At 74.0% G+C, this 20328-nt stretch carries 17 protein-coding genes; 7 read left to right on the top strand and 10 right to left on the bottom strand.

Annotated features, from left to right (window positions below; all coding sequences use genetic code 11):
* Positions 1-102 precede the first annotated feature (102 nt).
* Positions 103-2163, bottom strand: a complete 2061-nt coding sequence (locus QA802_RS19175; protein ID WP_334524198.1) for a HelD family protein — start codon at positions 2161-2163, stop codon at positions 103-105.
* Between the two features lie 269 nt (positions 2164-2432).
* Between QA802_RS19175 and QA802_RS19170 the strand changes: the two genes are divergently transcribed.
* Positions 2433-2618 (top strand): hypothetical protein, encoded by a 186-nt coding sequence (locus QA802_RS19170; protein ID WP_334524196.1) that lies wholly within the window; start codon positions 2433-2435, stop codon positions 2616-2618.
* 40 nt (positions 2619-2658) lie between these two features.
* Here QA802_RS19170 and QA802_RS19165 read toward each other — a convergent pair whose 3' ends face one another.
* Together QA802_RS19165 and QA802_RS19160 are read right to left on the bottom strand one after the other, a co-directional pair.
* Entirely contained in the window at positions 2659-2940 is a 282-nt protein-coding gene (locus QA802_RS19165; protein WP_334524194.1) for a hypothetical protein, read from the bottom strand.
* Between the two features lie 128 nt (positions 2941-3068).
* Positions 3069-4712 carry a DNA repair helicase XPB gene (locus tag QA802_RS19160; RefSeq protein ID WP_319170443.1) on the bottom strand — a complete coding sequence of 548 codons (1644 nt, stop codon included), beginning with the start codon at positions 4710-4712 and terminating at the stop codon, positions 3069-3071.
* Between the two features lie 208 nt (positions 4713-4920).
* Here QA802_RS19160 and QA802_RS19155 point away from each other — a divergent pair, with 208 nt between their 5' ends.
* Complete coding sequence (locus tag QA802_RS19155; protein WP_319170442.1) at positions 4921-5475, top strand: hypothetical protein; 555 nt, start codon at positions 4921-4923, stop codon at positions 5473-5475.
* A gap of 48 nt (positions 5476-5523) precedes the next feature.
* Here the strand turns inward: QA802_RS19155 and QA802_RS19150 are convergent, their stop codons facing one another.
* Positions 5524-8235, bottom strand: a complete 2712-nt coding sequence (locus tag QA802_RS19150; RefSeq protein WP_334524190.1) for a helicase-associated domain-containing protein — start codon at positions 8233-8235, stop codon at positions 5524-5526.
* Between the two features lie 79 nt (positions 8236-8314).
* Here QA802_RS19150 and QA802_RS19145 point away from each other — a divergent pair, with 79 nt between their 5' ends.
* Positions 8315-9472, top strand: coding sequence for a hypothetical protein (locus tag QA802_RS19145; RefSeq protein ID WP_334524188.1), 1158 nt, complete (start codon positions 8315-8317; stop codon positions 9470-9472).
* 71 nt (positions 9473-9543) lie between these two features.
* Positions 9544-10203 carry an HAD family hydrolase gene (locus QA802_RS19140; protein WP_443042143.1) on the top strand — a complete coding sequence of 220 codons (660 nt, stop codon included), beginning with the start codon at positions 9544-9546 and terminating at the stop codon, positions 10201-10203.
* Here the strand turns inward: QA802_RS19140 and QA802_RS19135 are convergent.
* Together QA802_RS19135 and QA802_RS19130 are read right to left on the bottom strand one after the other, a co-directional pair.
* Positions 10200-10451 (bottom strand): hypothetical protein, encoded by a 252-nt coding sequence (locus QA802_RS19135; RefSeq protein WP_319170438.1) that lies wholly within the window; start codon positions 10449-10451, stop codon positions 10200-10202. The genes QA802_RS19140 and QA802_RS19135 overlap by 4 nt on opposite strands.
* 204 nt (positions 10452-10655) lie before the next feature.
* The gene (locus QA802_RS19130; protein ID WP_334524184.1) at positions 10656-10949 is read right to left on the bottom strand and encodes a hypothetical protein; all 294 of its coding nucleotides are present in this window, start codon (positions 10947-10949) and stop codon (positions 10656-10658) included.
* A gap of 437 nt (positions 10950-11386) precedes the next feature.
* Here QA802_RS19130 and QA802_RS19125 point away from each other — a divergent pair, with 437 nt between their 5' ends.
* Entirely contained in the window at positions 11387-11770 is a 384-nt protein-coding gene (locus tag QA802_RS19125; protein WP_319170436.1) for a cold-shock protein, read from the top strand.
* 22 nt (positions 11771-11792) lie between these two features.
* On the opposite strand, the gene QA802_RS19120 is transcribed toward QA802_RS19125, so the two are convergent.
* The 4 genes from QA802_RS19120 to QA802_RS19105 all read right to left on the bottom strand — a co-directional run bounded on the left by QA802_RS19120 (position 11793) and on the right by QA802_RS19105 (position 15448).
* A complete protein-coding gene (locus QA802_RS19120; protein WP_334524177.1) occupies positions 11793-12689 on the bottom strand; it encodes a 1,4-dihydroxy-6-naphtoate synthase in 897 nt (298 codons plus the stop codon).
* Positions 12676-13458 carry a futalosine hydrolase gene (locus QA802_RS19115; RefSeq protein ID WP_334524174.1) on the bottom strand — a complete coding sequence of 261 codons (783 nt, stop codon included), beginning with the start codon at positions 13456-13458 and terminating at the stop codon, positions 12676-12678. The genes QA802_RS19120 and QA802_RS19115 overlap by 14 nt, the downstream gene beginning before the upstream one ends.
* Complete coding sequence (locus QA802_RS19110; protein ID WP_334524171.1) at positions 13428-13940, bottom strand: DUF2771 domain-containing protein; 513 nt, start codon at positions 13938-13940, stop codon at positions 13428-13430. Before QA802_RS19110 ends, QA802_RS19115 begins: the two co-directional genes overlap by 31 nt.
* Before the next feature lie 74 nt (positions 13941-14014).
* The gene (locus tag QA802_RS19105; RefSeq protein WP_334524168.1) at positions 14015-15448 is read right to left on the bottom strand and encodes an MFS transporter; all 1434 of its coding nucleotides are present in this window, start codon (positions 15446-15448) and stop codon (positions 14015-14017) included.
* A gap of 503 nt (positions 15449-15951) precedes the next feature.
* On the opposite strand from QA802_RS19105, the gene QA802_RS19100 reads away from it, so the two are divergent.
* The gene (locus QA802_RS19100; RefSeq protein WP_334524165.1) at positions 15952-16878 is read left to right on the top strand and encodes a DUF3027 domain-containing protein; all 927 of its coding nucleotides are present in this window, start codon (positions 15952-15954) and stop codon (positions 16876-16878) included.
* Positions 16879-17065: 187 nt separating this feature from the next.
* Entirely contained in the window at positions 17066-20293 is a 3228-nt protein-coding gene (locus tag QA802_RS19095) for a sacsin N-terminal ATP-binding-like domain-containing protein (RefSeq protein ID WP_334524162.1), read from the top strand.
* Positions 20294-20328: the final 35 nt, after the last annotated feature.

Raw genomic sequence — 20328 nt, 5'->3', positions numbered from 1 at the left:
CGAGCCGACGGCGCGTGCGGGGCAGGCGGAGTGCACCGGGCAGGGCCACGTCGGGTAGGCCGGGCGGGGCCGGTTCGAGGGCCCGCCCGCCCGGGGTGTCGGTCAGGTGAGTTGTCGGGGCAGTGGGGAGGCGTGGGTGACGATGAGGCCGGAGACCGCTCGGGTCAGGGTCACGTACAGGCGGCGCAGGCCCGTCCGTTCGTCCGGCTCCCCGTCGACCACGGCCTGCGGTTCGTCCAGGACGACGTAGTCGTACTCCAGACCCTTGGCCAGCGACGCCGGGACCAGGGTGAGGCGGGTTTCGGCCGTCGTCTCCTCGCCCGGGGCCAGCCACGGGACGCCCGCCGCCGTCAGCGCCTCGGTCAGCGCCGGGATCCGGGCGTCGGCCGCGATCAGGCCCGTCGAGCCCTCGTTGCGCAGCAGCTCCTCGCAGGCCGCGACGACGTCCGCCGCGTCCGCGACCTCCCGGAGGTCGAAGAAGCCGGGGTTCTCACGGACCGACGCGACCGGTGTGAGGCCCGGCGCGATGTGCGGCAGCAGCCGGGAGGCGTAGACGATCACGTCCGTCGGGACGCGGAAACCGGCCGTCAGCTCCTCGACCACCGCGTCCGCCTTGCCGAGGTGCCCGAGGGCCTCCTCCCAGCTCCGGGTCGCCCACGGGGTGGTGCCCTGCGCCAGATCGCCCAGCACGGTCGCCGAGCCCGTGGTGCAGCGGCGGCCGACCGCCCGGTACTGCATGGGCGACAGGTCCTGCGCCTCGTCGAGGACCACATGGCCGAGCGAGTGCGTGCGCTCCACCAGATCCCTCGCCTCGTCGATCAGCACCGCGTCCGCCGCCGACCACCTGGCCGTCTTCACGGACCGCGCCGGCTTCGCCGCCAGGATCGTCTTCTGCTCCTGCTCGCTCAGCACGCCCTCCGCGTGCTCGGCGAGGAACTCCGCGTCCGTCAGCAGCCGCAGCACCAGCTTCGCCGGGTCGACGACCGGCCAGACCTCCTTCACCGCCGCCTTCACCGCGCTGTTGCGGGCCACGGCGTCCTGCACCCGGTCGTCCGGGGCCTCGCCCGAGCGCTCCATCTGCACCAGCACCGCGTGCGCGATGCGCTGCGGCAGGGCCTCGCGGGCGGCCCCGTACCGGATGTCCCGGCCGAGCAACTCCCGCACCATCTCCTCGAGTTCGTACGCCGCAACCCGCCAGCGCCGCGACCCGCGCACCACGACGACCGGCTCGGCCGGCATCCGCACCTGCGCGTAGACGGCCCGCCGCAGCACCTGCGCCATCCTCGCGTCGCCCTTGACGAGCGCCGCCGCGGCGTCGTCCTCGCCCCGCACCTCCACATGGGCCACCAGGTCGTCCACCGTGCCCTGGCGGACCGTCAGCTCGCCCAGCGCGGGCAGCACCTGCTCGATGTAGTGCAGGAACGACTTGTTCGGCCCGATGACCAGCGTGCCGGTGCGCGCCAGCCGCTCACGGTGGGCGTACAGCAGATACGCCACCCGGTGCAGCCCCACCGCCGTCTTCCCGGTCCCCGGCCCGCCCTGCACGCACACCGTGCCGCCCAGCCCGCCGCGCACGATCTCGTCCTGCTCGGGCTGGATGGTGGCGACGATGTCCCGCATGGGGCCCACACGCGGCCGCTCGATCTCCTGCTGGAGCAGCTTGCTGGTGGCGGCGGCCTCGGAGGGGTCGGACAGGTGTTCGTCCTCGTACGCCGTGATGTCCCCGCGCGTGTAGCCGAAGCGGCGGCGCAGCCCGACGTCCATCGGGTCCTTCTTCGACGCCCGGTAGAACGGCTGCGACACCGGAGCGCGCCAGTCGATGACCATCGGGTCGCCGTCGCCGTCGTGCACATGACGACGCCCGATGTAGAACCTCTCCCCCTCCGCGCCCTCCGCCCGGTCCGCGCCCGGAGCGTGCAGGTAGTCGAGCCGGCCGAAGAACAGCGGGGTGTCGCTGAGGTCGGCCAGCGCCTTGATCCGCTCCTCGATCTGCCGCTCCAGGATCTGCGCGTTGACCCAGTTCGCGGTGACGTCTCTGATGTCGAGGGACTCGACGTCCTCCCGCATCGCGCGCAGCGCGGCACGCGAGGAGGCGAGATGGCCGCGTTCGCGGGCGAGCGGGTCGTCGTCGACGGGCGTGCGGGACGAGGACGGCGTGGACAAGGGGGTGCCTCCGGGCCGGGTGGGGGTGGGTGGCTACGGCGATTGCCGTCCGGTTTCCGTCCGGACGGCGGCGCTCCGAGGGGAGGCGGGCAAGAGCGGAGATTCTAGGTGAGCGGCCGAAGGCGCGCCAACGCAATTACCCGGCACCCCTGAGGGGCGCACCCCCTTCCCGTAGGGGACACCCCCGCCCACAGGGATACCCAGGGAGTACGCCGAATGGGGACCTGGGACCGATGCCCCCTTTATGCCGTGGCGCGCACCATGGAGACATGAGTGCAGCGACCCTCACCCCAGCCCCCGGTCGCCCGTCCGGCGCGACCCCCCTGTCCGACGTCCACCCCCACCGCCACCGCCTCGGCGACGCCCTGCGCGCCGTCAAGGTCTTCGTCGGCGCCGCCTTCGACGTGCTCGTCCTCGGCGAGTACCGCGAGGAGGCGGGCGTCCGCCGCAGGTGAAGACCTGCGTCCGCCGCAGGTGAAGACCTGTGGGACCGGCTCACGCCTCGGGCAGCAGGATGTCCTTGTCGTCGAAGATCCGCAGCATGACCAGCAGCAGACGCCCCCGGGACACCATGTACTCCGCCACGATCTGTGAGGTGAGCCGGATCTCCCGGTCCTGATCGCCGACGCCGATCGAGCGTGACACCTCGGTGTACGGGTCGCGGGCCAGTATGCCCACGGCCTTGTCGAGAGCAGCCCTGCGCACCGGGTCCAGGCGATCGCGGTCACGGGCAGCGGGCTCGGTGTAGAGCACTTCGTAGACCTCGGCGTGAGGCATGGAGCCCTCCCTCCCCCTGCCCTGTCATGGTTTGCGTTGCCTTCAGGGTACCGAGCCCGGCCGTTCGCCGTGGCGGTCCGCTCGGGCCCGGCGCTGAGCCCCGCTCACTCCTCCGCTCAGCTGTTCACTCAATCGTCCGCCAGCAGCTCGTCGGCGTCGACGATGCGGTAGGCGTAGCCCTGCTCCGCCAGGAACCGCTGGCGGTGCGCCGCGAAGTCCTGGTCGATGGTGTCCCGCGCCACCACCGAGTAGAAGTGCGCCTGGTGCCCGTCCGCCTTGGGCCGCAGCACCCGGCCGAGCCGCTGCGCCTCCTCCTGCCGGGACCCGAAGGTGCCCGACACCTGGATGGCCACCGTGGCCTCCGGCAGGTCGATCGAGAAGTTCGCGACCTTCGACACCACCAGCACGCTGATCTCGCCCTCCCGGAACGCGTCGAAGAGCTTCTCGCGCTGCGCGTTGGACGTCTCGCCCTTGATGACCGGCGCGTTCAGATGCTCGCCGAGCTCGTCGAGCTGGTCGATGTACTGCCCGATGACGAGGATCTGCTGCCCGGCGAACCGCCGCACCAGCGCCTCCGTCACCTTCCGCTTCGTCGCCGTCGTCGCGCAGAAGCGGTACTTCTCCTCCGCCTCGGCGGTCGCGTACGCCAAGCGCTCCGAGTCGGTGAGGTTGACCCGGACCTCCACGCAGTCGGCGGGCGCGATGTAGCCCTGCGCCTCGATCTCCTTCCACGGCGCGTCGAACCGCTTCGGCCCGATGAGCGAGAACACGTCCGACTCCCGGCCGTCCTCACGGACCAGCGTCGCCGTCAGACCGAGCCGCCGCCGCGCCTGGAGGTCGGCGGTGAACTTGAACACCGGCGCCGGCAGCAGATGCACCTCGTCGTAGACGATCAGGCCCCAGTCCCGCGAGTCGAACAGCTCCAGGTGCGGGTAGACGCCCTTCCGCCGGGTCGTCAGCACCTGGTAGGTGGCGATGGTGACCGGGCGGATCTCCTTCCGCGTTCCGCTGTACTCGCCGATCTCGTCCTCGGTCAGCGAGGTCCGCTTCACCAGCTCGTGCTTCCACTGCCGCGCCGACACCGTGTTCGTGACGAGGATCAGCGTCGTGGACTTCGCCTGCGCCATCGACCCGGCCCCGACCAGCGTCTTCCCGGCGCCGCAGGGCAGCACCACGACCCCGCTGCCGCCGTGCCAGAAGTTCTCCACCGCCTGCTTCTGGTACGGGCGCAGCGCCCACCCGTCCTCGGCGAGCTCGATCGGATGCGCCTCGCCGTCGACGTACCCCGCGAGGTCCTCGGCCGGCCAGCCCAGCTTCAGCAGCGTCTGCTTGATCTGCCCGCGCTCGGAAGGGTGCACGACGACGGTGTCCGGATCGAGCCGGGCCCCGACCAGCGGCGCGACCCGCTTCGAGCGCAGGATCTCCTCCAGCACCGGCCGGTCCGTGGAGGTCAGCACCAGCCCGTGCGCCGGATGCTTGCTCAGCGTCAGCCTCCCGTACCGGTCCATCGTCTCCGCGACGTCCACCAGCAGCGCGTGCGGCACGGGATAGCGGCTGTACTGCACGAGCGCGTCCACGACCTGCTCGGCGTCGTGCCCGGCCGCCCGCGCGTTCCACAGGCCCAGCGGAGTCAGCCGGTAGGTGTGGATGTGCTCCGGCGCCCGCTCCAGCTCCGCGAACGGCGCGATGGCCCGACGGCACGCGTCGGCCTGCTCGTGATCGACCTCCAGCAACAGAGTTTTGTCCGACTGGACGATCAGCGGTCCGTTCACGTACGCCATCCCTTCCGCACCGGCCAAACCTCCAGTGTGCCGTACGACGTGCCGCGACGACGGCCCGCAGCCGTGCGCGGACGTCTGCCCGGCCCTGGGGAACCCCGTGCACCTTCGGCGTCCGGGAGCCGGGCAACCCTGGGGGCTTTCTGCGGGTCTGATCGGGGGAGCAGCGCGATGGGCGCGACGCGGTGAGGGGAATCACGGTATGTCGGTCCTGTCGTTCCGCAGGGGCGCGGTGGGCGTCGGAGCCGCGGCGGTGCTGGCCGCCACCGGCACCTGGGTGATGTGGCCCGCGGGGGTCGACGCGGGGCTGTGGGCCGAGGTGCGGCCGGTGATCGAGGCCCGGGTCGCGGCGGACTCGCGGGGGGACGGCCCCGGCGAGACAGTGCCCGCGTGGAAGGCGCGCTGGTTCTGCCGTGCGGAGGCCCTCGTACTGGAGGAACACGCGGGCGACATAAGGGCCGGCGTCAACACGCTGTGCGTCGAGTACGGGGTGCAGGACCAGAGCCTCGTGGAGTGCGGCGCCGGACAGTACCCGCAGGTCGTACGGCTCCGGCGGGATGCCGCGGCCGACGGCGGCTACCGGGTCGTCTCCCGCGAGGAGCCGCCGGACGGCGAGGGGTACGGCCGGTGGACGAGGGCCCACTTCGGCGTCCTCGTCCGGTCCTCGCTCCACGAGCCGATGCCGTCCGCCGCCCTGGAGTCCGCGGCCCGCACCCACTTCGGCCTGCCGGCGGACGCCTCCGTCGGGTACTGCTGAGCCGTACGGCGGAGCCTTTGCCGCGGTGAGGAACCTGGCGGGGGAACCTCAGTCGTCCGCCAGTTCCGCCACCCCGGTGATCCGGTGCAGCGGGTACGTGCGGACCTCGTCCGCGGTGTGGTCGTACCCCGTCACGAAGCCGCCCTCCACCCGCACCGGCGCGATGACGCGCTGAGTGGCCGAGCCCTCCGCGTTGACGTAGCCGATCCACAGCGCCCCACCGGTGAGGACGGCGGCCTGCATGGTGGCCAGGGTCTCGGCGGCACTGGTGCGGGGCAGCGCGCCCGGGGCGAGCTGGGCCGCGTCCTGCGTCGCCTTGCGCGGGGCGGTCGCGGCCGCGTCACCCGCCCGGACGGCCCGGATCGCCGCGCCGAGCAGCGTGCCGTCGGGAATGGGCGGCCCGTCCGGCACCGGCTCGGGGGCCGTGCGGGGCGGTGTGCGGTGGGCGAGCGCGCGGGTGATCAGGACGTCCCCCTCGGCGGACTCGGCGGCGGGCGCGAAACCCATCGCCCGCAGGCCGTCCAGGAGGGCCGCCGGGTCGGCCTGCGCCGCGAGCACCGTGGGAGCCAGGCGGCGCAGCCGCAGGCCGGCGGCGCGCTTGTCGGCGAGGATCTCGTTCAGGATCGTCTCGTCGTCGCAGCGGACGTACGCCGAGGCCGCGCCCACCCGCAGGTGCCCGTGCCGGCGCGCCACGTCGTCGATCAGATAGGTCAGCGGCTGCGGCACCGGCGTGCGGGAGTGCTCGGCGAGGAAGGTGTGCAGGTCGGAGGCGCTGCGCCCGGCGTCCAGGGCGCGCCGGACGGAACCGGGGGTGAACCGGTAGACGGTCGCGCCGCCCTTGGACTCGACGTCCGCGAGGACGCTCAGCACGTCGGCCAGCGGCCGCCGCAGCGGGCCCGGGGCGACCGCCGTCAGATCCGCCTGGAGCAGGACGTGGTCCAGCGGCTCCGGCAGCAGTGGGGCGAGCAGCCGTGCGGCGGCCGCGGCGGCCACGGCCTGCTCGGGCGGCGAGAGCGGCGCCACGACGGGGGTGGCGGTGGCGGCCCGGTGATGGGCGGGGAGTTTGTCGCCCGGACCGGCCGGAGCGGCGTCCGCGGTCCCTGCGGCCCCCGCGGCGGCCTGCGCGGGCCGGGTGGCGGGCGGTGCGCCGAGCAGGACCCGGCCGTGCGCCGACAGTGCGCCCCGGCCGGTCACGCCCAGCAGTTCGGCCTCCGCCAGGGTCCAGCGCGCGAGCCGGGAACGCAGGTCCTCGTCCCCCTGAGCGGCAGCGGCTTGCCCGGTTCCCGTTCCGGTCCCGGTACCTGTTCCGGTCCCGGTACCTGTTCCGGTCCCCGTCCCGGTTCCGGTCCCGGTTCTGGCTCCCGTCGAGCCGGGTGTGCCCGGTGTCCCGTGCGGGCCCTGTGCGCCGCGCAGCGGACGTTCCCAGCGCAGCCGGGCCAGTACCGCCTCAGCGTCCGGTGCGCCGCCCTCCGGCAGCCCGGCGAGCAGCGTCAGCACCCGATGGCGCACCTCGGGCGCGGCGGACCGGTCGAGACCGGGACCCAGCGCCGACAGCGCCCGCTCCTTGACGTCCCGGCCGCCGACCACCCCCGAGGTCCGGGTCGCCGCCAGCCACGCCACGGCGAGCCCCGCCCACCGCTCGGCCGGCGGCCGCTCCACCCACTCGTCGTACTCGGGGGTCGCCGCGTACCGCTCGTCGGCCTCGCCGTCCGAGGCGAGCAGCCCCGCCGCGTAAGCCAGCTCGACCCAGAACGCGGCCACCGGCTCGGCCATGTCCAGCGCGACGGCCGTCCGCTTGAGGTCGCGGACGCTGATCCCGCCGGCCCGCAGGACCGCGGGACCGCCCTCGTCCCAGTCCTTCAACAGCTCCTCGACGGTCGCCAGCGCCGTGTACGCCTGACCGGCCGCCGTCGCGTCCACCACCTGCGGCGCGTGCACCGCGCGCGGCTCCACGGCCGGCGGCACCGGCTCGGCCGCCCGGTGCGCGCGGCCCTTGCGCAGATGCAGGGCGACCTCACGCGGCAGGACGACCGTTCCGGGCGCCGTCGGCAGCAGCAGGGCGCGGTCGAGCAGCCAGCGCAGCCGCGCCGCCGGATCGGCGGTGACCTGACCGTAGGGCGGCCCCCACACCAGCCGCTCCAGCACTTCGAGGGACTCGGCGGGCGCCCCCGCCAGCAGGGCGGACATCTTCCGGCGATGGGTGAACAGAGCGGTGAGCGCGTCCACGGCCGACACCGAGTCGTGCGTCGACGGCAGCCCCACCGTCGCCACGATCTCCTGGATCCGCCCCGGCGACATGCCCGCCGTCGCCTCCCGCACACTCGGCCCGAGCCCCGTCGGCGACGGGTGCTGCGGGGACGGCGCCAGCAGCTCACGGGCGGTGCGCACCAACCGGAGACGGTCGTCCGCGCCCCATACCAGCGCCTGCTCGCGCAAGGAGGCCAACGCCGCCGGGAGGGCCGCGAGGACGGCCGGATCGCCGGCGTCCCCCGCCATCAGACCGAACAGCTCCTCGCGGGTCGCCGGATCGCCGGCCACGGCCAGCGCCTCCGCGGTCTGCAGCACGAAGCGGTCGAGCCGCTCCAGCGCGCGGACGACGGAGGCACGGGTGCCGGCGCGGGTGGCGAGCTGCGTGAGGTCGGTGGGGACCGGGGTGATGAGGTCGGGGCGGGCGCGCAGCAACGCGGCCAGGGAAGCGTCGTCCCGGGCGCGGAGCGCTTCCGCGAGGGACCGGGGGGCCGACTGGGCCTCGGTGCTCATTCTGCCCACGGTAGCGGTTGACGCCTTCGGGAGCCGCCGTCCCCGGACCCGTGGGCCCCGATGCACTAGCGTCTTCGGCGTGGGGATCGAGAGCGACCAAGTCGTCTACGAGTATCTGAGCCGCGTCGGCGACGTCGCGCAGCAGCGGCAGTTGTCGTCGGCCACCCGGATGCGGCTCGTCTCCGAGCTGCGCAACGAGATCGAACGGCGCCGGGCGAGGTCGCCGGTCGACTCGCCCGCCGCCGTCCGCCGCATCATCGACCGCCTCGGCAGCCCCGACGACCTCGTGACGGCCGCGGCCGAGGGCGGCGGCGCGCCGCAGACGCCGACGCCCTCCGTGCCCGTCCAGCGGGACCGCGAGGCCCAGCAGAAACAACAGCAACAGAAACAGCAACGGAAACAGCAACAGCAACAGCAGAGGCAGCAGAAACAGCCGGAAACAGCGGGGCACCCGGAGAAGCCGAAACAGTCCCGGCAACCGGAGGGTTCGAAGGGGCCCGAGCGGCCGAAGGGGATCCGGCGGATCGTGCCCCGCCCGCGCACCGGCGCCCCGCCGCCCGTCGGCGCCCCCTCCGACGCGGCGTCCCCGCCGCACAGCGCGCCCGCGCACGAACTGGGCGACGGCGGATCCGCCTCCGACTGGTGGCTGCACGAGCCGACCCCGTTCGGCCCCGGCGAGGACATTCCCGGGTTCGTCGGCGGAGTCGAGATCCCCGACCTGCTCAAACCGCCGCCGCGCCGAAAGCCCGAAGACGAGGAGGACGACGAGACCGGCGAGACCGGCGAGGGCGACGAAGAGTCCGCGGCCGTCGCGAAGAGCACCGGACGGGACGACGACACCGCCGCCCCCGCCCGCCGCCGTCGGCTGCGCCTGCCCCGGAGCGCAGGCGCACCGCCGCGCCGCTGGACCAACCCCCTCCTCCTGATCGCCGCCGGTGCGCTGGTCGTGGGCGCGGCGCTCGGGAACTGGTTCGTGCTGGTCCTGGGGTGGCTCATCGCCTACGCCTCACGCCGGCTGACCGAGCGTGAGACGAAGGCGGCGGTCTTCTGGCTGCCCGGCCTCGCGCTCACCGCCGGTCTCGTCTGGCTGTGGGGGCGCTCCGAGGGACGGTGGGGCGCCCCCGTCGCCGAGGGCCACATGAGCGACGCGATCGCCGACACCTGGCCCTGGGTCGTCCGGGGCGCCGCCGTCGCCTCGGCCCTGTTCCTGGCCTGGCGCTCACAGCGACAGCGGTAGGCCGGTCCGGGCCGTGCCACCGCCGCCGGGCTGGTCGAGGGCCGGCCGGGCCCACCGGCACAATGGCCCCCATGACCGCCCCCATGACCGTCCCTCCCGCCCTCACCGTCGGCTTCGACCTCGACATGACCCTGATCGACTCCCGGCCCGGCATCCGCGCCTGCTGGGTGGAGCTGTCCGCGAGGACGGGCACGTACGTCGACGCCGACCTGGTGGTGACGCGGCTGGGGCCGCCGCTGGAGGAGGAGATCGGGAACTGGTTCCCGGCGCCGGAGATACCCGCCGTAACCGCTCTCTACCGTGAGCTCTACCCGGCGTTCGCGGTCGGCGGCAGCCTCGAGATGCCCGGCGCCCGTGAGGCCGTCGCGGCGGTCCAGGCGGCGGGCGGGCGGGCGATCGTCGTCACCGCCAAGTGGGAGCCGAACGCCCGGCTGCACATGGACCACCTGGACCTGCGGCCCGACGCGGTGATCGGCAACCTGTGGGCCGAGCAGAAGGCCAGGGCGCTGCGCGAGCACGGGGCGAGCGTCTACGTCGGCGACCACCTCGGGGACGTCCTCGGCGCGCGCGCCGCCGGAGCCCTGTCCGTCACCGTGCCGACCGGCCCCATCAGCGCGGAGGAACTGCGCACGGCCGGCGCGGACGTCGTGCTCGCCGACCTCACCGAGTTCCCGGCCTGGCTGACCGCCCACCTGGAGAACGCGACCTCCTGGGACGGGGAGAGGCGCTAACCGGCCGCGCCCCGCGCCTGACGCCGCCCCGCGGCGACGGACCGCAGGACGCCCGCGCCGGCGATCAGGAATCCGACGCCCATGAGCATGCTCAGCCCGAACATGTACGTCGGAAAGGGTGTCGAGCCGAGGAACAACGGGGCGACCGTGACAAGTGTGGCCACGGCGCCGACGAAGAAGACGATGGCCCCGGCACGGATCAGTCGGTCACCGGGAGCGGCGGAATTCGCTTGGGTTCTGTCACGCACCCGACCAGGGTAGTTCCCCGCCCAAAGAACGACGAGGGACCGGTGGCGGGCGCCCGGAAGTCGTCCGGTGTGCCGATGTCCCGGTGAGCGGCGGGCGAGGCGCAGGACGTGGGCGTCCCGGCGTCGACGAATCCCGTCCCCCCAGCACAGAGGACCCTCGCCACCCACGGATGGCAGGGTCCTCCTCGGCTCGGGACGGTTCGACTAACGCACGTCCAGCGAAGTCTTCACGAGGTGGCAGGCGTATTTGTCGCCGTCCACCCATGAAACCGGGGTGTCCCCGATCGATTTACGCGTCTTCCATGCGCCGTAGACCGTTATGGAGTAGGGATACTTGGGTGAGTCGCATTGGGCCTTGACGCGATAGGTCCCGAACCCCCTGCTGCAATGGGCGTATCCCCGGTTGCCGTCGCCGATGAATGTGCTGCAGCCGTCCACGGCCGCCTGGGCGGTACCGCCGACAGCGGTCAGCGCGCCCGCTGCCACAGCGGCGACCACGAAGACCCGCAGACCTGCCGCGTACGTCCTCGTCCTCGGTCCGAGCAAGGAATCCTCCGTTGATGATTGGGCCGTCCGGGCCGTATCGGGGCCGTATCCCGGCTGTGTCCGATACGGCCACCACGAGCCGGCTGGTACCGCGTGCAGGAAATTCTTGCGGTAACTCGCCGTCAGACTAGCCAAGTTGATCTCCGGTGAACAGGAGCGTCCGGCGGGCTCGCCGCCGTGCGGCCCATTCGGGGCCGGAAGGGGCCGACAGGCCGGCTGCCGGGACGGTCACGCCAGGCTTCCACACGACTTTCGGCCACCGCCCGGGTAAGCGGGGGCCCGGCTTCGTTTTAAGGCGTGTTGGGTTGGAGAGACCCCCGGTAGGCTGTCATGACGGCAGTTCAACCGGCGTCCGGAAGCGTCCGGGACCGATCGAGGGAGCGTGTGCTTTGCCGACTGGCAAGGTCAAATGGTTCAACGTCGAGAAGGGCTTCGGCTTTCTCTCCCGCGATGACGGCGGCGACGTCTTCGTGCATTCCTCGGTCCTCCCCGCCGGTGTCGAGGCACTGAAGCCGGGCCAGCGTGTGGAGTTCGGGGTCGTCGCGGGCCAGCGCGGCGACCAGGCGCTCTCCGTCGTCGTCCTCGACCCGACTCCCTCGGTCGCCGCGGCGCAGCGCAAGAAGCCCGACGAACTGGCCTCCATCGTCCAGGACCTGACCACCCTTCTCGAGAACATCACCCCGATGCTCGAGAAGGGCCGCTACCCGGAGAAGACGTCCGGCAAGAAGATCGCCGGTCTGCTGCGAGCCGTCGCCGACCAGTTGGACGTCTGAGCCGGCCTGCGCCGGTGGTCGATCAGGGGAAGTCGAGCGCACCGGGGCCGAGGGGCGGGAGCAGTCCCTCGGCCGCGGCGCGGGTCAGCAGTCCGCGTACCGCCGCGTAGCCGTCCTCGCCCAGCTCGGCCGTGAACTCGTTGACGTACAGGCCGATGTGCTGGTCGGCGACGGACGGATCCATTTCCTGGGCGTGTTCCATGACGTACGGCCGGGAGGCCTCGGGGTCGTCCCAGGCGGCGCGCACGGACGCGCGGATCGAGCCGGCGAGCCGGTCGAGGGTCCCCGAGCCCAGGGACCGCTTGGCGATGATCGCGCCCAGCGGGATCGGCAGGCCGGTCGTGGCCTCCCAGTGCTCGCCCATGTCGGCGAGCTTGTGCAGCCCGTAGTCCCGGTAGGTGAAGCGGGCCTCGTGGATCACCAGGCCCGCGTCGACCTTCCCGTCGCGCACGGCCGGCATGATCTCGTGGAACGGCATGACGACGATCTCGCCGACGCCCCCCGGGACCTGCTCCGCCGCCCACAGCCGGAACAGCAGGTACGCCGTCGACCGCTCGCTCGGCACGGCGACCGTGCGGCCCGCGAGCGCTGCGCCGCCCACGGGACCGTCGGCCGGGCCGTCGGTGCCGGCCGCCGCGCGGGTCAGTACCAGCGGCCCGCAGCCACGGCCCAGCGCGCCCCCGCACGGCAGCAGCGCGTAGCTGTCGAGGACGTACGGCAGCACCGCGTACGACACCTTCAGCACGTCCGACTCGCCGCGCTCGGCCATGCCGTTGGTGATGTCGATGTCCGCGAACGTCACGTCGAGCGCGGGCGCGTCCGGGACCCGGCCGTGGGCCAGGGCGTCGAAGACGAAGGTGTCGTTCGGGCAGGGGGAGTACGCGATCCGCAGGGGCCGCTCACGCTCACTGGTCGTCATGCCGGTTCCAACTCTCGAGGACGGGGGCCAGCTTCCCGAACGCCGTCGTCAGCGCGGCCAGCGCGTCGCCGATGCGCCAGGCGGTCCGGTCGCGGGGGCCGACGGGGTTGGACACCGCGCGGATCTCCATGACGGCGGTGCCGTGCGCGTCGGCCGCCTCGGCGACCCCGAAGCCCTCCATGGCCTCGGCGAGGGCCCGGGGATGGCGCGCGCGCAGGGCCGCGGCGCGGGAGGCGGTGCCGGTGACCGTGGAGACGGTCAGGATGGTGCCGACGGCGGCCCCGGTGGCGGCCGCGGCCGCCCGGCGGAGGGACCGGGGCGGGACGTGGGTGACCTGGCCGAAGCCCAGCTCGGTGACCGGCAGGAAGCCGTCCGCGGTCTCCGCGCCCAGGTCGGCGGCGGTGATCCGGTCCGCGACGACGAGGGAGCCGACGGGCGCCTCGGGCGGGAAGCCGCCCGCGATGCCGGCCGAGACGACCAGGCCGTACGGGGCGTCCTCGTATCGTGCGGCGGTCAGCGCGGCCGAGACGGACGCGGCGGCTGGCGCGGGGCCCACCCCGGCGGCGAGCAGGTCCCAGGTCCCGCCCGGGCCGTGCAGGCGGTGCAGGGCCACGCCGGGCAGGTGCACCTCCCGGCCGGGCCCGGGGAACGCCCGGGCCACCGCGTCCCGCTCGGCGGGCACCGCGGTGGCCACGAGGACGCGTGGCGAGGACGTGACTACGCGCGCGGGGGACGTGACTAGTCGTCCTTCTTGAGCTTGAAGGACCACAGGCCGGTCGCCGCCTGGCTCTGCTTCTTGCCGTCGCCCGCCTTGATGGTGACGAGCGTGGAGTCGCCCTGGGCGCCGTACTGGGCGTTGAAGAACACGCTGCCCGGGATCGTGCGGTACGTCTTGTCGCTGTCCTCGGTGAGCGGCTGGCCGTTCATCAGGATCGTCCAGCGGTCGTCGGCCACGTCGGGGTCGACGCCGAAGCGGACGGTCTCGTCCGGGTCGACGCTGATGGACTTGATGTCCTTGTCCGCGAGGCACTTGGTGATCTCGTCCGGCTTGAGGGCCGTGCCCTCCCCGCCGCAGGTGGCCTCGGTGGCGACCGAGTCACGGCCGACGGTGATCGTGGACATCGGGGTCGGCTTGTCGCAGGCCGACAGGACGAGCAGTCCGGCACAAACGGCGCCGGCGGCGGCGACGACACGGCGGCGTCGCACAGCGCCAGGTACATCAGCGGCTCCGCCGCGGGTCATCGTGGTCATGGCGGAAGGCTATCGGGCGCGTCCGGCCGTCCCTTTACGTGGGGTGCGGCGTGGCCGTGTGTCACGCCGCGCGGTTACGCCACGCGGGGCTTCGCGCCGCCGCCGTGCCGCACCGAGGACAGCAGGCCGCGGACGGTGGTCGCCCAGCCCAGCGCGACGACCGCGGCGGCCACCGACAGGCCCACCGCGCCGTTCAGCGGCATGACGATGCCGACCGCGCCGCCGAACACCCAGCACACCTGGAGGATCGTCTCGGAGCGGGCGAAGGCCGAGGTGCGGACCAGTTCCGGGACGTCCCGCTGGATCAGCGCGTCCAGGGACAGCTTGGCGAGGGCCTGGGAGAAGCCGGCGACCGCCGCCAGACAGGCCACCAGGAACGCGCCGAAGAACACGGCCGTCGTGATCGTCGCGCCGAGCACGACGGCGACGACGGTCACGATGATCATCTCCGGTGCTCTGGACCGCAGCCACGCCCCGACGGCCGTGCCGAGCGCGTTGCCGAGGCCGGCCGAGACGGCCACTATGCCCAGCGAGACGGCCGCGCTCTGCCCGGTGAGCGGGTGCTCGCGCAGCAGAAACGCCAGGAAGAAGGTCAGGAACCCGGAAAGCCAGCGCAGGGACGCGTTGGCGCCGAGGGCGTGGGTGACGGCGATGCCGACCGTCCGCAGGCCGGGCCGCTTCTGCTGCTGCCGGTGCGGGCCGTGCAGGTGCTGCTCGTCGGCGGCGAGCAGGGCCACGTCCTCGCCCTTGGCGGAGTCGACCTTGCGGGGGAGTGAGAAGGACAGGAACGTCCCCGCCACGAAGATCACGAAGGCGCCGTAGAGCGGGTAGCGCGGGCCGAGCGCCTGCAGCCCGGCGCCGACGGGCGCGGCGACGCCGGTGGCGAGGAGACCCCCGAGGGTGACCCGCGAGTTCGCTTTGACCAGGGAGAACCCGGGAGGCAGCAGCCGGGGCACCACGGCGCTGCGGACGACCCCGTACGCCTTGGAGGAGACCAGCACGCCGAGCGCGGCCGGATACAGCTCGATGCTGCCGGTCGCGACGGCGCCGGACAGGACGAGCGCGAGGAGCGCCCGGGCGAGCATCGCCCCGGCCATCGCGGCGCGCCGGCCGTGCGGGACTCGGTCGAGCAGCGGGCCGATCACCGGGGCGAGCACGGTGAAGGGGGCCATGGTGATGGCCAGGTAGAGGGCGACGCGGCCGCGTGCCTCGTCGGTGGGCACGGAGAAGAACACCGTGGAGGCGAGCGCGACGGTGATCATGACGTCGCCGGCGCCGTTCACCCCGTGCAGTTCGATCAGCTTGCCGAGGCCGGACTCGCCGGCGCCGTGCGCGTGGGTCGCCTTCCTGATCCCGCGGGCGGCGCCGGTGAACGGGAAGTGCAGGGCACGTCCGACCGCGCGGACGGAACCGCTCTTCCGGCCCGAACCGCTCACTCTGCTCCTCCCCTTGGTCCCCTTCGTCGCACCGATCCCGGTGGCGCCCTGGGGAGTCCGTGCGGCTGCCACCCCGTCATAGTGCCCCGAGAAAGCCGCGCATAGTGCGGTTACCGCGCGTATGGCCGTGTGACGGTCGGCGCGTCGGGCTTCCGGAGTGCTTCCGGTGGGCTTCGGGAGTGCCTGAGGAACGCTTCCCGTGGGCTTGGGAAACGCTTCGGGAACGCTTCCCGTGGGCTTACCGGAGGGGTTCCGGCGGGCTTCGGTAACGCTTTCAGAGGGGTTCCGGCGGGCTTCGGGGGTTTCCGGTGGGTGGGAAACGTCCCGTCGGTGTAGGCCGAGCGTCCGCGAGAAGGTAGCGTGCGTAGCGCGCCGTGGCGATTGTTCTCGGCCGCGCGCCTCCCGGCCATCCCGCAGAATGGATGACAGCAGGCGCGCCCGAGCGCGATCGGGCGCGGACGTCGACGCGGCGCTCCCCCAGTGCCTCAGGCCTGGGAGGTACCCCCAGCCGCTCCGTCCGCACCCGCCGCCTCGAGGGGCGCACCGAGAGACGGCGTAGGAGAGAAGCGATACCTGTGAGCGCAGCGACCACGCGAAGCCGCACCCCCGACCGCCTGTGCGCCGAGGCCGTCGACCTCGCCCGCGCCGCAGCCGAGGAGGCGGCCGCCCCCGGCGTGGTCGGTGAGCACGCGGGCGTCGTCTCGGAGGGCGACCGCGTCGTCACCCACTACTTCGAGTGCAAGGAGCTGGGCTACCGGGGCTGGCGCTGGGCGGCGACGGTGGCGCGGGCGTCCCGCGCCAAGATCGTCACCCTGGACGAGGTGGTGCTGCTGCCGGGTCCCGACGCGGTCCTGGCGCCGGAGTGGGTGCCGTGGAGCGAGCGGCTGCGCCCCGGCGACATGGGTCCCGGTGACCTGCTGCCCACGGACGCGGAGGACCTGCGTCTGGAGCCGGGCTACAGCGGGGAGGACGAGCCGCTGCCGAACTCGCCCGTCTCCGAGGAGATGGCGCTGCTGGCCGAGGCGGAGGACGCGGAGGTGACGCCGGCCGCGCCGGCGAAGCTGGCCACGATCCCGGTCCGGGGCACGATCGCCGCAGTGGCCGAGGAACTGGGCCTGCGCCGGGCGCGGGTGCTGTCCCGCTACGGACTGCACACCGCCGCCGACCGCTGGGAGGACGGCTTCGGACCCAAGACGCCCATGGCGCAGGCGGCCCCCGCGTCCTGTGTGAGCTGCGGGTTCCTCGCCCGCATCGGCGGCTCGCTGGGGCAGGCCTTCGGTGTCTGCGCCAACGAGTTCTCCCCGGCCGACGGCCGCGTGGTGTCCCTGGCGTACGGCTGCGGCGGCCATTCGGAGGCGGCGGTGATGCCCACGCCGCCCCGGCCGGCCCCGCCGGTGATCGACGAGACCCGGGTGGACCCGTTCCCGCTGCGCCCGGCCGCCGACTCGGGTTCGGTCCCGACCGACGCCGACGAGGACGCGGCGGAGCTCGGCCACTCATAGCGCTTGGACCTCCCGCCGCCGGGCCGGACCGGGCCGGGCCGGGAGAGCGTCGGCCGGAGCCGGAGCCGGAGCCGGAGCCGGAACCGGAACCGGAATCGAAGCCGGAACCGAAGCCGGAACCGAAGCCGGGGACGTGGGCGCTTCCGTGAGCGGTACCTTCGTCCTCACGCCGAGGAGAAGAGTGAACGTGAGCAAGTTCGTGCGGCCGGCGCCCGAGGGCGCGGATCCGTTCGGCACGGCACGCCTGCGCCGTGGAGTGCTGGACGCCTGGGCCACCAGTCCCGCCCGCTTCCGGGAGGACGCCAACGCCGAGGAGGATCTCGTCCTCGGCGGTTACCGGGACCGGCTCGTCGTAGAGCTGGCGCAGAACGCCGCCGACGCCGCGGCCCGGGGCGGGGTGCCGGGACAGCTGCGTCTCACCCTGCGGGACGGGGTTCTCGTCGCGGCCAACACCGGCGCGCCCCTGGACGCCGCCGGGGTGGAGTCCCTCGCGACGCTGCGGGCGTCCGCCAAGCGGGAGGAGCGGCAGTCCGCCGTGGCCGTCGGGCGGTTCGGCGTCGGCTTCGCCGCCGTCCTCGCCGTGACCGACGAACCGGCTGTGGTCGGACGGCACGGCGGTGTCCGCTGGGACCTCGCCGAGGCCCGCTCGCTCGCCTCCGAGACCGCCCGGCACAGTCCCGGCCTCGGTGACGAGGTCCGGCGGCGCGACGGACATGTGCCGCTGCTGCGGCTGCCGTTCGCGGCCCAGGGCACGGCCCCCGACCCGTACGACACGGCCGTCATCCTCCCGCTGCGCGACGCCGCGGCGGCCGATCTCGCCGAGCGTCTCCTCACCGCCGTCGACGACGCCCTCCTGCTCGCCCTGCCGGGGCTGGCGGAGGTCGTCATCGAGGTCGGGGACGGCGCCGCGCGCACCCTGCGCCGTTCCGTCGACGGAGAGCTCACCGTCGTCACCGACAGCGAGCGCGGCGTCACCCGGTGGCGGACCGCCGCCGCGCACGGCCCGCTCGGCGCCGGACTGCTCGCCGACCGTCCGGTGGAGGAGCGGCTGCGGCCCCACTGGTCGGTCACCTGGGCGGTGCCCGTCGACGACGACGGCGCGCCCGTCGCGCCCCGCACCACGCCGGTCGTGCACGCGCCCACCCCCAGCGACGAGCCGCTGGGGCTGCCCGCCCTGCTCATCGCTTCCTTCCCGCTCGACACCACCCGCCGGCACGCGGCGCCCGGTCCGCTGACCGACCATCTGGTGCGGCGGGCGGCCGAGGCGTACGCCGAACTCCTCGCCGGCTGGCGGCCGGTGGGCGTCGGGATCATCGACCTGGTGCCCGGCCCGCTGGGCAAGGGGGCGCTGGACGGGGCGTTGCGCCAGGCCGTCCTGGAGCTGCTGCCGCGCACCGCGTTCCTGCCGCCGGCCGCCCCGCCCGCGCCGGAGTCGGCGGCAGCCGGCGAGGGCGTGGGCGCGGACGCGGTGGGGCTGCCCGAGCCCCTGCCCGAGGCACTGTCGGAGGCGCTGCGCCCCCGGGACGCCGAGGTCGTCGAGGGCGCCGGCGCCGACACCGTGCGGGTGCTGGCGGAGGTGCTGCCGACGCTGCTGCCCGCCGGTCTCGAGCGGCGCGTCGAGCTGCGCACGCTCGGCGTCGCCCGGATCCCGCTCGCGGACGTCGTCGACCGGCTGGCCGGCCTGGACAAGGAGCCGGGCTGGTGGCACCGGCTGTACGACAGCCTCGCCGGGGTCGACCCGGACCGGCTGACGGGGCTGCCCGTGCCGCTCGCCGGAGGCGCTTCCCAGGCAGCCGGCTTCGGCGCCGGCGGGGGACGGCGGACGGTCATCGGCCCGCGCCAGGTGCTGCTGCCCACCCCGGACTCGGCCGGTCTCGACGCCGACGTCCTCGGCCGGCTCGGCCTCAAGGTCGCCCACGAGGACGCCGCGCACCCCCTGCTGGAGAAGCTGGGCGCGCTGCCCGCCACGCCGCGCGCCGTCCTGACCACGCCGCAGGTACGGGCCGCCGTCGCCGCGTCCCTGGACGACGACGGCGGCGCCTGGGACGACCAGGGAGCCCCGGACGCGGAGGAGCTCGCCGACGCCGTCCTCGCGCTCGTGCGGGACGCGGGTCTGGAGCCTGGCGACGAGCCGTGGCTCGGCGCGCTCGCCCTGCCCGACGAGGACGGCGAACTGTCGCCCGCCGGTGAGCTCGTGCTGCCCGGCAGCGCCTTCGCCTCCGTCATCCGGGAAGGCGAAGTCGCTTTTGTGGACGCGGAGTTGGCGGAGAAGTGGGGCGAGCAGCCACTCGCGGCCTGCGGTGTCCTCGCCGACTTCGCGCTGGTCCGCGCCACCGACGTCGTCCTCGACCCGGACGAACTGGAGCCCCGGGACGGGGACTTCGCCGAGCCGGACGACGCGGGGCTGCTGGACGCCGTCGACGTGTGGTGCGAGGACGTCCTCGACCGCTTCCCCGACAGCCCGGTGCCGCCGGTCGCCACCGAACTGGTCGCCGTGCGCGACCTCGACCTCGTCGACGAGGACCGCTGGCCGCAGGCGCTCGCCCTGCTCGCCCGGCCGCCGCTGCGGGACGCCCTCGTACAGCCGCTGCGCGTCCTGCTGCCCGACGGCACCCACGAGACGGTACGGCCGTACACGGCCTGGTGGCTGCGCGGGAACCCGGTGCTCGACGGCCGCCGCCCGGCCGGACTGCTGGCCTCCGGCGGTGACCCGCTGCTGCGCGGCCTGTACGACGAGGCCGACGCCACGGGCTTCGACGACGAGCAGGTGCTGCGGGCCCTCGGGGTGCGCACCTCGGTGGCCGCGCTTCTCGACGAGCCGGGCGGCGCGGCCGAGCTCCTGGACCGTCTCGCCGATCCGGAGCGCCCCGTCACCTCCGCCCAACTGCACGGATTGTACGGGGCGTTGGCGGAGCTGGATCCGGAGCAGGTCACCCTGCCGGACGAGCTGAGGGCCGTCGTGGACGGCCGGGTCGAGGTGGTGGACGCGGCGGACGCCGTGGTCGTCGACTCACCCGATCTGCTGCCCTTCACGGAGGGTGTCCCGCTGTTGCCCGTGCGGCCGTCGCGGGCCGCCGACCTGGCCGAGCTGTTCCAGGTGCGGCGGCTCAGCGAGTCCGTGACCGGTGAGGTCGACTCCGAGGGCGCCGAACGCGACGTCCCGGAGCCGGTGCGCGTACTGCTCGGGCCGCGCACGCCCGCCACCTATGTCGAGCACGGGGAACTGGTCGTCGACGGCGTCGAGATCGACTGGCGGCTGACGGACGGCGGCGTCCTGCACGCCGCCACCCTGGAAGGCGTCGCGGCCGGCCTCGCCTGGGCGGCCGGGCAGTGGCCGCGCCGGTTCGAGGTCGCCGCCCTGCTCGAGGACCCGACCCGCACTCAGGAACTGGCCCGCGACCGCTGGTTCGACTGAGACGGACGGGCTCGCCCGGACACGACGGCGAGCGC

Origin of the sequence: Streptomyces sp. B21-105, from assembly GCF_036898465.1 — a bacterium.
Lineage (GTDB): Bacteria > Actinomycetota > Actinomycetes > Streptomycetales > Streptomycetaceae > Streptomyces.
This window is presented reverse-complemented; position numbering and strand designations above follow the sequence as displayed.